Raw genomic sequence first — 14,009 nt, forward strand, 5'->3', positions numbered from 1 at the left:
GGCTCGGGCGTGGTCCGGCGGCCCGGGCGGGGGAGGTCGCGCCTCCCCCGGCCGGGCCGCCCCGCCTCACCGTGCCCCGGTCTGCGCCGCCGTCCGCCGCGGGGTGCGGCGGCGGGCCCGGGGGGTGGCGGCGGTGGCCCTGCCGGGGCTCAGCTCCAGCGCGAGCGGCGCGGCCACGAACACGGACGAGTACGTGCCGACCACGACGCCGATCAGGGCGGCGAGGGCGAAGTCGGTGAGCGTGTCGCCGCCGAGGACGGCCAGGGCGGTGAGGACGAGGACGGCGCCCAGGCCCGTGTTGACGGTGCGGGGCAGGGTCTGCAGGACCGCCGTGTTCACCAGGTCCGGCAGCGGCCGCGCCGCCCCCGCCTGCCCCGTGCCGCCGCCGCGCAGCAGTTCGCGGACGCGGTCGAAGACCACCACGGAGTCGTTGACCGAGTAGCCGATGACGGTGAGCAGCGCGGCGAGGAAGATGCCGTCGACCGGCTTGCCGAGCCAGGCGAAGACGCCGACCAGGACGACCACGTCGTGCGCCAGGGCGCCGACCGCGGCCGCGCCGAACAGGCGGCGGAAGCGGACGGCGAGGTAGAGGAGCTGCGCCCCGAGGGCGACCGCCAGGGCGATCAGGGCGTTGCGGCTCAGTTCCTCGCCGAGGCTGGGGCCGATCAGCTCGTCGCGGACCTTCTCCACGCCGCCCGCGCCGGCCTCCTCGCCCGCGCCGCCCTTTCCGCCCTCCGCGTCCCCGGCGTCGAGGGCGGAGAGGACGCGGGTGACGGCGTCGGCCTCGGTGTCGGTCAGTTGCCCGGTGCGCACCGTCAGGCCGTCGTCGCCGGAGGACTGGACGACGGCCTTCGGGAAGCCGGCGTCGGCGAGGGCGTCCCGGGCGCGCTCCGGGTCGACCGGGTGCGTCGTGGCGTACTGCAGGAGCCGCCCGCCGGTGAAGTCGATGCCGAGGTCGACGCCGCGGACCGCGACACCGGAACCGGCCAGGACCAGCACGGCCGCGGAGGCGGCGAGCCACCGGCGCGGGCGGCGCATCAGGTGGGGGTCGCGGCGGGTGAGGGCCGTGCGGACCCGGCCGGCGGTGGCGATGCCGGTGACGGCCGGACGGCGGCGCACCCAGCGGCGGGAGACGGCGAACTCGGCGAGGACGCGGGTGACCACCAGGGCGCTGATCATGGAGGCGAGCACGCCGATGCCGAGGGTGACGCCGAAGCCGCGCACCGGTCCGGAGGCCAGCAGGAAGAGCAGGACGGCGGCGATCAGCGTCGTCACGTTGGAGTCGGCGATCGCGCTGAAGGCGTTGCGGAACCCGGCCGTCAGGGCGGACCGCGCGCTGGGCCGCAGGCGGGCGGTGTGCTCCTCGCGGGCGCGTTCGAAGACGAGGACGTTGGCGTCCACCGCCATGCCGATGGCGAGCACGAAGCCGGCCAGGCCGGGCAGGGTGAGGGTGGCGCCGAGCACGGCCAGCGCGGCGTAGGAGATCACGCCGTAGCAGAGCAGCGCCACGACGGCCAGGACGCCCAGGAGCCGGTAGGCGCGGACGATGAACAGCGCGGTCAGCGCGGTGCCGATGACCGCGGCCCAGGCACTGGCCTCGATCGCGCGGGCGCCCAGGGTGGGGCCGACGGTGTGCTGCTCGACGGTCTCCACGGGGACGGGGAGCGCGCCGCCGCTGATCAGCAGCGCCAGTTCGCGGGCCTCGGCGTCGTCGAAGGCGCCGGTGATCTGGGTGGCGCCGCCGGTGATGCCGTCGCCGCAGGCGACGGAGGGGTCGACCTGCGGGGAGGAGATGACCCGGTCGTCGAGGACGATGGCGACGCGGCGCGCGGGATCGCCGGGGGCGGCGCAGGCCGCCTCACCGGTGAGCCGGGCCCAGCGGTCGCTCCCGGCGCGGTCGAAGTCGACCGTGACGTGCCAGCCGGCGCCGGTCTGCGCGTCGTGGCGGGCGTCGGCGCCCTCCACGTCGCCGCCCGTCAGGGCGGCGGGACCGACGCGGAGGTTCTCGCCGGACTCCCCGGCCAGGACGCGCTCGCCGCGTCCGGGGTCGCCCGGGGCGGCCTCGTCCGGGGCCGGTTCGCCCGGGGCCGGGTCCTTCGGGGCCGGGTCCTTCGGGGCGCCCGGGTCCTCGACCGCGAGGACCGGGTGGAAGGTGAGCTGGGCGGTGCGGCCCAGCACCTCGGCCGCCTCCTCGGGGTCCTGGACGCCGGGCAGTTCGACGATGATCCGCCGGTCCCCGGAGCGCTGCAGGGTCGGTTCGGCCACGCCGAGCGCGTCGACGCGCCCGCGCAGCACCTCCAGGGTGCGGTCGGTGGCCTCGCGGCCGGCGCCGGGGGTGGCGGAGGAGGGGGAGCGGGTCTCGAGCACGATCTGCGTGCCGCCGCGCAGGTCGAGCCCGAGACGGACCGGCACGGTGAGGGTGACGAAGACGGACAGGGCGACCACGGCCAGGGCGATCAACGCCCTCACGCGGGTGGAGCGGGACGTGTCGGACAACGGGGGCCTCCGGCAGGGCATGCCACGGCGGCGGCCGGCGCGGCCGCGGCACATCGGTGAAGGTGAAGGGGAAGGGAGGGCTGGGACGGTCAAACGCCGGAGGGGGGCGACCGTCCGCGGTGCGGAAGGGCTTCGCCGGGGGCGGGGGGACGGGAGGCGGACCGGACGGTCTCGCGGGCCGCGGCGGGCGGGGCCAGGACCGTCCCGGTGGGCGGGACGGCCGGGTGGCCCGGGGACGACGGGTGGTCGCCCGGGAACTGGTGGCGGATCGCCGCGGGGGTGAGGCACGCGGCGGCGCACGGGTCACCGGCGTGCGGGACCGTGCCGTGGACGGCGCCGGACCCGGTCGCCGGCGTCCCCACCCCGGCGAGGACCGGGGCCGGGTGCGGACCGCCGGGGGCGAGGGCGGTGAGCAGCGTCAGCAGGAGGACGGCCGGCAGGAGGAACGCGGTCGCACGGCGGCGGGGGCGCGGGTCCATGCGGTGGTCCTCCTCTCCGGACGTTCCGGGTCCTCGGCGGCCGGCGCGGGCCGGACCTCGGCGGCCCGCGCGGCGGGGGCGGGGGCCCGGGGCTCCGGCCCGGGAGTGGTGCCGGAGCCCCGGGCGGTCAGGGTTCGACGAGTCCGGCCCGGATGGCGTACCGGGTGAGTTCGAGCCGGTCGCGCAGGCCGAGCTTGCTCAGCAGGTTGGCGCGGTGCCGCTGCACCGTCTTGACGCTGATGAACAGCATCTCGGCGATCTCCTTCGAGGAGTGCCCCTCGGCCACCAGCTTGAGGACCTCTTCCTCCCGGGGCGTGAGGATCTGCCCCGGCGCCTCCTCCCCCTGCCGGACGCGGTCCAGGTAGTGGCGGATCAGCGCGGTCACCGCACCGGGGTAGAGGAAGGGCTCGTCGCGGATCGCGGCCCGGCAGGCGGCGACCAGGTCGCGGTCGGCGACGGACTTCAGCACGTACCCCGAGGCCCCGGCCTTGAGGGCCTGGAAGAAGTACTGCTCGTTGTCGTGCATGGTGAGCATCAGGATCCGCAGGTCCGGCCGGAGCGCGGCCAGTTCACGGGCGGCCTGGAGACCGGTCATGCGCGGCATCGCGATGTCCAGCACGGCCAGGTCCACCTCCTGGGAGCGGGCCCTCTCCACGGCCTCCGCCCCGTCGCCGGCCTCGGCGACCACCTCCAGGTCCGGTTCCTGGTCCAGGATCAGCCGCACGCCGCGCCGCACCAGGGCGTGGTCGTCGGCGAGCAGGATGCGGGTCGGCCGGACGCCGGGCGTCGCGGGGGCGTCGGCGGGCTCGGGGGCGAAGGGGGTGACGGGGTCGTCGTGCTGCATCTCAGGTGTCCTGGGCGTCGGGTGGGGCGGCATCGGACGGCTCGGGTCCCGGCGGCGCGGGCGGGGCGCCGGCGGCCGGGGCGCCTCCCGGCGGGGTGCCCGCGGCCGGGGCGGGCGCCGTGGACGGAACCGGCACGGTCAGCCGCACCGTCGTCCCCGTGCCCGACGCCGCGGGCAGCACCTCCAGCGAGGCGCCGACCAGCAGCGCCCGTTCGCGCATGCCGCGGATGCCGGCGCCCTCGCTCAGCCGCCCCACGCCGCGGCCGTCGTCGGTGACCGACAGCTCGACCGCGTCCGGGACCCGCCGCAGGCGCACCGTGACGGTCTCCGCGTCGGCGTGCCGGGCGGCGTTGGTCAGGCCCTCCTGGGCGACGCGGTAGACGACCAGTTCGGTCCCGGGCTGCAGCGGCGGCAGGTCCGCGTCGAAGTCCCGGCGCACGACGAGACCGGTGTGGGTGGCGAAGTCCCCGGCCAGCGCGGTCAGCGCGCTGACCAGGCCGAGGTCCTCCAGGACGCCGGGGCGCAGCCGCCGCAGCAGGCGCCGGATCTCGTCCAGGCTGCTGCGGGTGGCCTCCTGGATCAGCCGCAGTTCGTCCCGCAGCGGCGGCTCGGCGGTGTCCGCGGCCCGTTTCAGCGACAGCAGGATCGCCGTCATGCTCTGCCCCACCTCGTCGTGCAGCTCCTGGGCGACGCGCCGGCGTTCGGCCTCCTGGGCGATCAGCACGCGGGCGCTGCTGGCGACGCGTTCCTGCTCCAGGCGGTCCAGCATCGCGTTGAAGGTGCGGATCACGTCGGCGACCTCACCGGTGCCGTGCTCGGGCAGCCGCTGCCCGGGGCGGAGCAGGTCCACGGTGGTCATCCGGCGGGTGAGGCGGACCAGCGGGGCGAGGCCCCAGCGGAGCAGGGCGGCGTTGGCGACCAGCATGACCGCCAGACCGCCGACCAGGATCACGGCCTCGGTCAGCAGGACGGGCACGGAAACGGTCACCGGCGCCCACAGCAGCAGCGCCGTGGCCGCGCCCAGCACCACGGCGTTGAGCAGGAAGATCCGCCAGAACAGGGACACCGGGGTCACGCCTCCTTCAGCGATGCGTCGCCCTCCACTCTCGGGCATCGCGGTCGCCGGCACGCGCCGCGGGCTCCCCGGACGGCGCCCCGGCCCGGCCGCCGGGCGGCCGGGCCGCCCTCCAGCCTGCCGGGCTCCCCGGCCGGCGTCGATGGGTCACGGAGCCCATTCCGGGTGGGTCACGGCACCCATGCCGCGGGTGGGGGCGACGGGCGGAAATGGGCTGCGCGGCCGATGGCCGCCGGGCGGACGGACGGCCAGGGTGGAGAGGGTCCACGGCCCCTCCCGGCCGCCGGACCCAGGCACCCGGCCCCGTCGCCGGGGGCCCGGCGCCTCCTGCCGTCGGGCCCCCGCCGCCGCGGGCCGTGAGCCGTGTGCCCGGCGGTGCCGCCGCCGGGCCGCTCCCACGACGCGCATCCGTGCCGACCGCCTGCCGCGACCGGTCGCACCCGCTGGAAAGGACGTCCCATGGCCTTCGACGCCGCCCCTCCCGAACCCCGCCCGCTCCCCCACGACCGGCACCAGGCCCGGCAGCGCCTCGAGCACGAGCGCGGCACCCGGCTGGCCCAGCTGCACTCCCTCACCGGCAGCGGGCAGACGGCGGACGACCACCTGATGTCCACGCAGAAGGACGCCATCACCAAGGTCCTCAGGGAGATCGAGGACGCCTTCGCCCGCATCGAGGACGGCAGCTACGGAACGTGCCTGCGGTGCGGCGAGGCGATCCCCGAGGAGCGGCTGGAGATCCTGCCGTACACCCACCACTGCGTCGGCTGCCGCCGCCGGGTCGCCTGACCGTCGCGTCCGTGCGCGTGTCGTCCCCTCCGGACCCGTTCCCCCGGCCGTGCGCGAGCCCGCGCACGGCCGGGACCGATCCCGTGCCCACCCGAGGTGAAGTGGTGAACTCCCCGACCGCCGCCGGTGACCGTGCCGCGCGGCACCTGACCCCCGAGGACCTCGCCGGCCTGCGCGCCGGTCTCGACGAGCAGCTCCGGTTCCACCGGGAGCGGTCCGCGGGCGGACGCCCGGCCGCCCCGGCGCCGGCGCGCATGGTCGTCGCGGACGTCGAGGCGGCGCTGCGCCGCATGGACGAGGGCCGGTACGGCAGCTGCCACCGGTGCGGGCTGCCGGTCGAGCGGCAGCGGCTGCTGATCGTGCCGCAGGCCCGCTACTGCGCGCCCTGCCAGCGGCTGCGCGCCGCTCCCCGCCCCGCCACGGCGGACCCGGTGCCCGCGGCGGCCGCCGGACACCCGGTGGCGGGGTCCGCGACGGCGGGACGCAGGGCGGCGGGACACCGGGCGACGGGCCTCCCGGCACCGGACCACCGGGCGGCGGACCGGTGACCGGGGAAGAGGTGGAGGGCGGCGGCGGCGAGCCGGTGCGGCGCCGGTCCGGGGTGCCGCGCCCCGCCTCCTGGGGCGTCGCCCTGGACCTCGGCAGCGCCCGCACCCGGGTGTGGGTCGGCGGGCGGGGCCCGGTCCTCGACGTGCCCACCGTCGGTCTTCCCGGCGCCGCCCGGTATCCGGTCCGCCGCGGCGTGATCGTCGACGCGGACGGCTGCGCCGGGATGCTGGGGCGGCTGCTCGAGCACCGGCTGCCGCGGACGGCCCACCCGCTGGTGGTGCTCACCGCTCCGGTGCTGGACCTGCCGGCCTACCGGGCGGCCGCCCGGTCCGTCGTGGAGGTGCTGCGGCCGCGGAGCGTGCTGACCGTGCCGGGGGCCCGCGCGATCGCGGTCGCGGCCGGGGCCGACCTGTCCCGGCCGCTGCTGGTGGTGGACGTCGGTGCGCACCTCACCGAGGTGGTGCTGCTGGACGACGGCGCGGTGACCGACGCCCGCCGGGTCGCGCTGGGCACCGGCGACCCCGGCGCCGCGCCGGGCGGCATCGTCGACGCGGTGACCAGGATGGTGGCCGCGACGCTCCGGCAGGACGACGCCTCGCTGATGCCGGCCGCGCTCGCCAGGGGCGTGCTGCTGGCGGGCGGCGGCGCGCTGCGGCCGGAGATCACGTACCGGCTCACCGGCCGGCTGCACGCCCCCGTCCACGTCGTCCCCGCCCCGCACACCGCCGCGGTGCGCGGCGCCGCCCGGCTCCTCGAGTCCGCCCGTCTCCACCCGAGCACCCGCGGACCCGGGGCGTCCGGGGCGCTCGACGCGTCCGGGGCGCGGTCCTGGGCGTCGCCGCAGGCGCCCGCCCCCGCCCGCCCCCGCACCACCGGACCTGCGAACATGGCCTGATGCTGACCGGGACCGGAATACAGATCGCCGCCGACTCGCCCCTGCGGGACGACGTCGCCGCGCTGCTCGACGAGCACCTGCAGGACATGTACGCGACCAGCCCGCCGGAGTCGGTGCACGCGCTGGACCACGGGACGCTGGCGGGCGCCGGCATCGTCTTCGTGACCGCGCGCGCCGCCGACGGCACCCTGCTGGGCTGCGGGGCGCTCAAGGAACTGGGCCCGGACCACGGCGAGCTGAAGTCGATGCGCACCACGGCCGCCGCCCGGGGCCGCGGGATCGCCTCCGCGGTGCTGGAGCACCTGACCGGACTCGCGGAGCGCGGCGGCTACCGGCGGCTGAGCCTGGAGACCGGCGTCGAGGACTACTTCGCGGCGGCCCGGCGGCTGTACGCCCGGCACGGGTTCACCGAGTGCGGGCCGTTCGCGGACTACACCGAGGACCCCAACAGCGTCTTCATGACCAAGGCCCTCTGACCGGCGCCCCCGGCCGTGCGGCCGGGATCGCGGAGACGGTCCGCCGGGACCTCCCGCGGCGTCCGTGCCGCTCGGAGGTGGTGCCGCCGGCCGCCGTCCCGGTGGCGCACCGGCCGGCGCCGCCGTGGAGCGCGGGCCCCGCGGTCCAGGACGAACCGGGCGACGGGCCGGGCGGGGTCTGATCGTCACGGCGTGATCCTGCGACACTTCTCGCAAGCGGGGTCACCCCCACCCCCGGCCGGGCCGGGGCCACGACGAAGGACACCCGATGAGTCCCACCATCAGCAAGGCGGTCATCCCCGCGGCCGGTCTCGGCACGCGGTTCCTCCCGGCGACCAAGGCGACGCCCAAGGAGATGCTCCCGGTCGTCGACAAGCCGGCGATCCAGTACGTCGTCGAGGAGGCCGTCGCGGCGGGCCTCGACGACGTCCTGATGATCACGGGGCGCAACAAGCGTCCCCTGGAGGACCACTTCGACCGCAACTACGAGCTGGAGTCGGCCCTGAGGCGCAAGGGCGACGGCGAGCGCCTCGCCCGGGTGCAGGAGTCCACGGACCTCGCCACCATCCACTACGTCCGCCAGGGCGACCCGCGGGGCCTGGGCCACGCCGTGCTCTGCGCCGCCCCGCACGTCGGCGACCAGGCGTTCGCGGTGCTGCTCGGCGACGACCTGATCGACCCGCGCGACCCGCTGCTCTCCCGCATGATCGACGTCCAGGCGCGGCACGGCGGCAGCGTGGTCGCGCTGCTGGAGGTCGACCCCGCGCAGAGCCACCTCTACGGCTGCGCCGCCGTGGAGTCGACCGGGGACGGCGACGTCGTCCGGGTGACCGGCCTGGTCGAGAAGCCGGCGCCGGGGACCGCGCCGTCGAACTACGCCGTCATCGGGCGGTACGTGCTCGACCCCGGCATCTTCGGCATCCTGCGGCGGACCGAGCCGGGCCGCGGCAACGAGATCCAGCTGACCGACGCCCTCCAGACGCAGGCCGCGGACGAGGGCGTCTGCGGGCCGGTGCACGGCGTGCTCTTCCGCGGCCGGCGCTACGACACCGGCGACCGGAGCGACTACCTGCGCGCCATCGTGCGGCTCGCCAGCGAACGCGAGGACCTGGGGCCGGAGTTCCGGGCCTGGCTGCGGGAGTTCGTGCGCGACGGGATGGACGGGGCCGCGGCCGGCTGACGTCCGGCCCGTGATCGAGTGGCGGGGGCGCGGGCGCGGAGTTTTGCTGGGAGGAGCGGCAGCACGTCCGCGTCCCGCGCCGAAGGACTGGGAATCATGACCGTCACCAGTGTCAACGAGGACTTCGACCAGCTCAGTCTGACCCTGGCAGCCGATTTCGACGCCCCCGTGGAGCGGGTGTGGCAGCTGTGGGCCGATCCGCGGAAGCTGGAGCGGTGGTGGGGGCCGCCGTCCTACCCCGCCACCGTGGACGACTTCGACCTCAGCCCCGGCGGCACGGTCAGCTACCACATGACCGGCCCGGAGGGGGACCGGCCGCACGGCTGGTGGCGGGTCGGCTCGGTGGCCCCGCCGACCCATCTGGAGTTCACCGACGGGTTCGCCGACGACAGCGGTGAACCGCTGTCCGACTCGCCCAGGATCGAGACCCGGGTCACCCTCACCCGGCGGGGCGCGTCGGGCACCGGCACCCACATGGAACTCTCGTCGGCCCGGGCCGCCGGGCCGCGCGGACACGCCCGCGCCCGCCGCGCAGCCGGCCTCCGGGGCCGGCCAGGACGCCTCGCCCGCCTCCGCCGCCGCGCGGACCGGTGTGGTGCCGGTCTACCTGGTCGTCGACACCTCCGCCGCGACCGCCGGCTGCGTCACCGAGCTCGAGAACGCCCTCCGGTCCCTGCAGACGGCGCTCAGCACCAGCAACGAGATCGCGGAGGCGGTCCGGCTGTCGGTGATCGCCTACTCGGACGGCGCGGACGTCGTCCTGCCGCAGACCAAGGTGTCGTGGACCACCCGGATGCCGGATCTGCGGGCCTCGGCCGGCTGCCGCTACCGGCCGGTGTTCCGGCGCCTGCTGGAGCTGGTCCCGCAGGAGACGGAGCGGCTGAAGCAGCAGGTCTCCCGGGTGGTGCGGCCGGTGGTGTTCTTCCTCTCCGTCGGCCAGGCCGAGGACGGGGCCGAATGGCCCGCGGTGCACACCGCCCTGATGGCCCACGAGTTCCGTCCCCACGTCGTGGCCTGCGCGATCGGCGAGGACCGGGAACGGACCGCCGGGCGGATCGCCTCGCGGCCCGAGCTGGCGGTGACCGCGGTGGACGGGGCGGACCTCGGGCGGTCGGTGGTGCAGTTCTCGGTCTTCACGCAGCAGACCGTGCTCAATCTGGTCCGGGGCATGCTCGCGGGCCGCATGGACCTGACACTCGCCTGTCCGGAGGGGCTGACGCCCGTGCCGGCGGAGCGGTAAGGAAAGGAGAACGGGGATGAGAGAGGCAGAGGGGCAGTTGCTGCCCGTGTACCTGCTGGCGGACGAGTCGGGCTCGATGGACGAGTACGTCGGCAACCTGAACGCGGGGATGCGGTCGCTGCACATGGCCCTGCTGCGGGAACCGATGGCCGCGGCCAAGATCCGGTTCTCGGTCCTGGGCTTCGCCAACTCGGTGACGGAGCGGCTGGCGCTCGCCGATCTGCGCGACGAGGCCGAGCTGCCGCGGCTGTCCGCGTACGGCGGCACCAACTACGAGGCCGCGTTCGACGACCTGCGCACGCGCATACCGCGGGACGTCAGGACCCTGAAGGCGCAGGGCTACCGGGTGCACCGCCCGGCCGTCTTCTTCCTCAGCGACGGCCTGCCCAACAACGGCGGGGACTGGCGTGAGGCGCACCGGCGCCTCACCGACCGCGCGCAGACGCCCGCCGCGCCGAACATCGTCTCGTTCGGCATCGGGTCCGTGGACGCCGCGACCGTGCTGGCCGTGGCGACCGGGCCGGACTACGCGTACGTCTCGGTCCCGGGCGCCGACCTGGGCAACTGCATCGCCGGGTTCTTCAGCAGCCTGACCAAGAGCGTCGTCGAGTCCGGCAACTCCATGGTGGCCGGCGCGCCCACGCTGACGGTCGCGCCGCCGGAGGGCTTCGTCATGGCGATCGACGAGGTGTGAGGGTGGGGACGCCCGAACAGGGCTGGTGGGGAGTACTGCTGGGACTCCTGCCCCACGGCGGGCGGAAGCGGGACGGGTCCGCCGCGTGGGAGGAAGGCGTCTGGCGGGCGTCCGAGGAACGGTCCCCGCAGGTCCCGCACCCGCCCTCGCACCCGTCCCCGCCCCCCGGGCGGGAACCGCGGACGCCGCCGGAGGACCGCCGGCCGTCCGGACGCGGCCTGCCCGGACCGGCACGCGGTGAACGCCCGGCGCTCGGCCCCGCCCGGCATCCCGCGCCGGCCGGGGCGCCCACCACCGGAGCCCCGCCTCCGGGGCCGGAAGACCCCGCCGCGTGGGCGGACGCCGCGACGGGGCCCCCGGAGCCCGGCCGCGTCCCGGCACCGTCCGGCGAGGCCACCGGAGCCCCGTGGGCCCCCGGACCCACCGGCCCGGAGACCGGCCGCCCCGGCCCCGGCACCCCCGGACGCCCCGGCCACCTGCCCGGCAGCGACGGACCGCCACCCGCCCAACCGGCCACGGACCCCTGGGCCACCGCACCCGGCAACCGGCGGACGGACCCCGGGCGGCCCGGACCGCGCGGCGACCTGCCCGGCAGCGGCGGGCCGGGGGCGGCCGCCCGGGAGGGGCTCCCCGCCTGGGACGGGCCCGCGGGCGGCGCCCCGTCCGGTGCCGGGCCCTCCCGGCCCTCCGGTGCCGTTCCCCCCGTCCGCCCGCCGGCCGGGGCGGAGCCGTGGGAGCCGTCCGGGCCCGGCCGGTGGGAGCGGATCGTGGCCGGTCGTCCCACCGCCGTGTTCGAGGCCAAGCCCCCGCCCTCCGACCCGTACCGGCCCGACACCTTCTGCGACGGCTGGTCGGCGGCCGGGCTCACCGTCCGGCTGGCCTCGGTCCGGGGCGACGCCCACCGCCACGCGGGCGTCCCCCGCCAGGACGACGGCGTCGTCACCTGGCACCGGGCGACCGGCACGGTGGTCTTCGCCGTCGCCGACGGCGTCTCCTCCGCCGTCACCTCCCACGTCGGCTCGACCCTGGCCTGCCGGACGGCGGTCAACGACGTGCTGGCCCAGCTGGACCTCGGCCGCCCGGAGCCGGACTGGACCCGGGTGCTGGCGGCGGCGGCCTTCCAGCTGGTGATGCGGATCACCGGCGGCCGGCAGCCGGACGACGCGGAGGAGATGGCCGCTGCCCGGCAGGCGGCGAGCAGGGACCTCGCCACCACCCTGGTCGCCGGCATCGCGCGGGTGGACGGCTCCGGCGGCGTGCGGGGCCGGCTGGTGCGCGTGGGCGACTCCTCGGCCTGGACCCTGGAGGACGGCCGCTTCCGGGAACTGTTCGCGGACGGCGAGGAGGACGACGAGCTGATCTCGACCTCGCACGTGCGGCCACTCCCCTGGTACCCGCAGCCCGCGGAGCCCGTGTCGTTCCGGCTCCCCCCGCTGGGGACGCTCCTGGTCGGCACGGACGGCTTCGGCGTGCCGCTCGGCGGGGGCACCGGCCCGGTGGGCGAGCTCTTCCGGGTCCTGCGGGAGCCTCCCGCCAGGCCCGGCGTCCTCGCCGACCTGCTCGACTTCTCCAGGGAGACCTTCGACGACGACCGGACGCTGCTGGCGCTCTGGCCCCGCCACCGGCTCCCCGGAGGCCTCTCGTGAGCGGGTACCGCGTCCCCCGGCTGCCGCACGACTCCCTGCGGCTGGGCGACCGGCTCGGCGCCGGCGGACAGGGAACCGTGTGGGCGGTCGAGGGGCGGAGGATCAACGGCGAATGGCCGACGGTCTACAAGGAGTACCAGCCCGCCGCCCTGGCCCGCCTCGACGTGCGGGCCCTGGAGGGACTGGTCGCCTTCGTTCCCGGGCTGCCCCCGGCCGACGGCCGCTGGCTGGCCGAGAACAGCTGTTGGCCGGCCGCGCTCGTGACCAGGGACGGCCGGGTATCGGGCCTGCTGATGCGGGAGATCCCCGGCGAGTTCTTCGCCGACCTGCTGGGCGAGCGGTCCACGACCGGCATCCAGTACCTCCTCAACGGGCCCGCCTACCTGGCCACCGCCGGGGTCACCCGGGCCATGGGCGAGGTCACCCCACGACGGCTGTTCGCCCTGCTGGCCGACATCGCGGGGAAACTGCTCCGGCTGCACCGCCTCGGCGTGGTGATCGGCGACCTCTCCCCCAAGAACCTGCTGTTCACCTTCTCCGACGACCGCCCCCGCTGCTTCTTCATCGACTGCGACTCCATGGGGGTCTCCAGCACCTGGGCGCTGCCGCCCGTGCACACGGCCCTGTGGCAGCTGCCCGAGGGCGAGAAGCCCATGACCACCGCGGGCGACGCCTACAAGTTCGCCCTGCTGGCGACCCGGCTCTTCATCCGCGACCAGAAGGGCACCGACCTCGCCCCGCTGCGGGCTCTCGCCCCCGAGGTCGCCGAGCTGGCCCGGGCGACCCTGGAATCGGCGCCCCCGGGCCGGCCCGTGATGTCGCGGTGGCTGGAACCGCTGCGCGCCGCCGCCGAGACCGCGCCCACCGAGTGGCCCGAGCCCGTCCCGACGTCCACGACACCCACGTCCACGCCGTCCACGCCGTCGCCCTCGGCGCCCCCTCGGCAGCAACAGCCGGGCGGGTTCGTCCCGCCCCCGCGCGCCGCCCAGCCGACCCGGACGCCCGCGTCAACGCCGGCCACGGCGCCGAGGAGGAGCGGCGTCGGGTGGTGGCTGGCACTGATCGCCCTGCTGATCTTCCTCTTCGCCCAGCTGAACGACGCGGACGACGCCTCCCGGAGCGCCCCGGGCACCACCGGCGACGGCCTGACGGCCGTGGGGACGGACGCCCCGGGCGAGGAACCCTCCTCCGCCGAGGCGGAGCAGGTGGAGCAGCTCGACGCCCTGCTCCGGGAGAACTCCGGGCGGCGCCGGAGCGTCCAGGGCGCGGTCCGGCTCCTGCAGGACTGCCGCGACCTGTCCTCCGCCCGCGGCGTCTTCCAGGACGCCGCGGTCACCCGGGCCGACCTGCTGGACCGGCTCTCCCTGCTGGACCTCGACGCGCTTCCCGGCGACCTCGCCACCGACCTGCGCGACGCCTGGGATGCCTCCGAGGACGCGGACCTCGCCTACGTCAGGATCGTCGACGAGGTCTCGGGCTCCTGCTCGCCCGAGCGCGTCGCCGCGGTCGGCGCCTGGAAGGAGGCGGAGAGCGCCAACGAGCGGGCCACCGCGGCGAAGACGGCCTTCGTGGCCGGATGGAACCCGCTGGCCGCCGAGCACGGGGCGTCCATGTCCGGCCTGGGATGGCTGGACCTGTGACCGCGGGCG

General features: G+C 76.7%; 13 protein-coding genes and 1 pseudogene. 10 read left to right on the forward strand and 4 right to left on the reverse strand.

Annotated elements, in window-relative coordinates; genetic code table 11:
* Nucleotides 1-66: 66 nt before the first annotated feature.
* From secD to A2U95_RS12255, 4 genes are all read right to left on the reverse strand, one after another.
* Complete coding sequence (secD, locus tag A2U95_RS12240) at nucleotides 67-2,517, reverse strand: protein translocase subunit SecD (RefSeq protein WP_166022156.1); 2,451 nt, start codon at nucleotides 2,515-2,517, stop codon at nucleotides 67-69.
* Between the two features lie 68 nt (nucleotides 2,518-2,585).
* Nucleotides 2,586-2,975 (reverse strand): hypothetical protein, encoded by a 390-nt coding sequence (locus A2U95_RS12245; protein WP_166022157.1) that lies wholly within the window; start codon nucleotides 2,973-2,975, stop codon nucleotides 2,586-2,588.
* Nucleotides 2,976-3,102: 127 nt separating this feature from the next.
* Nucleotides 3,103-3,819: a response regulator gene (locus A2U95_RS12250; protein WP_240957292.1), complete on the reverse strand. Its 717-nt coding sequence runs from the start codon at nucleotides 3,817-3,819 to the stop codon at nucleotides 3,103-3,105.
* 1 nt (nucleotide 3,820) lies between these two features.
* Nucleotides 3,821-4,885, reverse strand: a complete 1,065-nt coding sequence (locus A2U95_RS12255; RefSeq protein WP_166025115.1) for a HAMP domain-containing sensor histidine kinase — start codon at nucleotides 4,883-4,885, stop codon at nucleotides 3,821-3,823.
* A gap of 468 nt (nucleotides 4,886-5,353) precedes the next feature.
* Between A2U95_RS12255 and A2U95_RS12260 the strand changes: the two genes are divergently transcribed.
* The 10 genes and pseudogenes from A2U95_RS12260 (at nucleotide 5,354) to A2U95_RS12300 (ending at nucleotide 14,000) form a co-directional block, all read left to right on the forward strand.
* On the forward strand, nucleotides 5,354-5,680 hold the full coding sequence (locus A2U95_RS12260) for a TraR/DksA family transcriptional regulator (RefSeq protein ID WP_166022158.1): 327 nt from the start codon (nucleotides 5,354-5,356) through the stop codon (nucleotides 5,678-5,680).
* A gap of 104 nt (nucleotides 5,681-5,784) precedes the next feature.
* Nucleotides 5,785-6,228 (forward strand): TraR/DksA family transcriptional regulator, encoded by a 444-nt coding sequence (locus A2U95_RS12265; protein ID WP_338104454.1) that lies wholly within the window; start codon nucleotides 5,785-5,787, stop codon nucleotides 6,226-6,228.
* A gap of 35 nt (nucleotides 6,229-6,263) precedes the next feature.
* The gene (locus tag A2U95_RS12270) at nucleotides 6,264-7,124 is read left to right on the forward strand and encodes a rod shape-determining protein (protein ID WP_166025118.1); all 861 of its coding nucleotides are present in this window, start codon (nucleotides 6,264-6,266) and stop codon (nucleotides 7,122-7,124) included.
* Nucleotides 7,124-7,600, forward strand: a complete 477-nt coding sequence (locus A2U95_RS12275) for a GNAT family N-acetyltransferase (RefSeq protein ID WP_166022159.1) — start codon at nucleotides 7,124-7,126, stop codon at nucleotides 7,598-7,600. The genes A2U95_RS12270 and A2U95_RS12275 overlap by 1 nt, the downstream gene beginning before the upstream one ends.
* Before the next feature lie 268 nt (nucleotides 7,601-7,868).
* On the forward strand, nucleotides 7,869-8,780 hold the full coding sequence (galU, locus tag A2U95_RS12280) for a UTP--glucose-1-phosphate uridylyltransferase GalU (protein ID WP_166022160.1): 912 nt from the start codon (nucleotides 7,869-7,871) through the stop codon (nucleotides 8,778-8,780).
* A 96-nt stretch (nucleotides 8,781-8,876) separates the two neighbouring features.
* Nucleotides 8,877-9,269: pseudogene (locus A2U95_RS32625) on the forward strand (SRPBCC family protein); the annotation flags it as partial.
* Nucleotides 9,270-9,375: 106 nt separating this feature from the next.
* Complete coding sequence (locus tag A2U95_RS32630) at nucleotides 9,376-10,020, forward strand: vWA domain-containing protein (protein ID WP_240957293.1); 645 nt, start codon at nucleotides 9,376-9,378, stop codon at nucleotides 10,018-10,020.
* Between the two features lie 16 nt (nucleotides 10,021-10,036).
* Nucleotides 10,037-10,714 (forward strand): vWA domain-containing protein, encoded by a 678-nt coding sequence (locus A2U95_RS12290; RefSeq protein ID WP_166022161.1) that lies wholly within the window; start codon nucleotides 10,037-10,039, stop codon nucleotides 10,712-10,714.
* A gap of 767 nt (nucleotides 10,715-11,481) precedes the next feature.
* Nucleotides 11,482-12,360 (forward strand): protein phosphatase 2C domain-containing protein, encoded by an 879-nt coding sequence (locus tag A2U95_RS12295; RefSeq protein ID WP_166022162.1) that lies wholly within the window; start codon nucleotides 11,482-11,484, stop codon nucleotides 12,358-12,360.
* On the forward strand, nucleotides 12,357-14,000 hold the full coding sequence (locus A2U95_RS12300) for a hypothetical protein (RefSeq protein ID WP_166022163.1): 1,644 nt from the start codon (nucleotides 12,357-12,359) through the stop codon (nucleotides 13,998-14,000). The genes A2U95_RS12295 and A2U95_RS12300 overlap by 4 nt, the downstream gene beginning before the upstream one ends.
* The last annotated feature ends 9 nt before the right edge of the window (nucleotides 14,001-14,009 follow it).

The sequence above is a fragment of the Streptomyces chilikensis genome, from assembly GCF_001642695.1.
GTDB lineage: Bacteria > Actinomycetota > Actinomycetes > Streptomycetales > Streptomycetaceae > Streptomyces > Streptomyces chilikensis.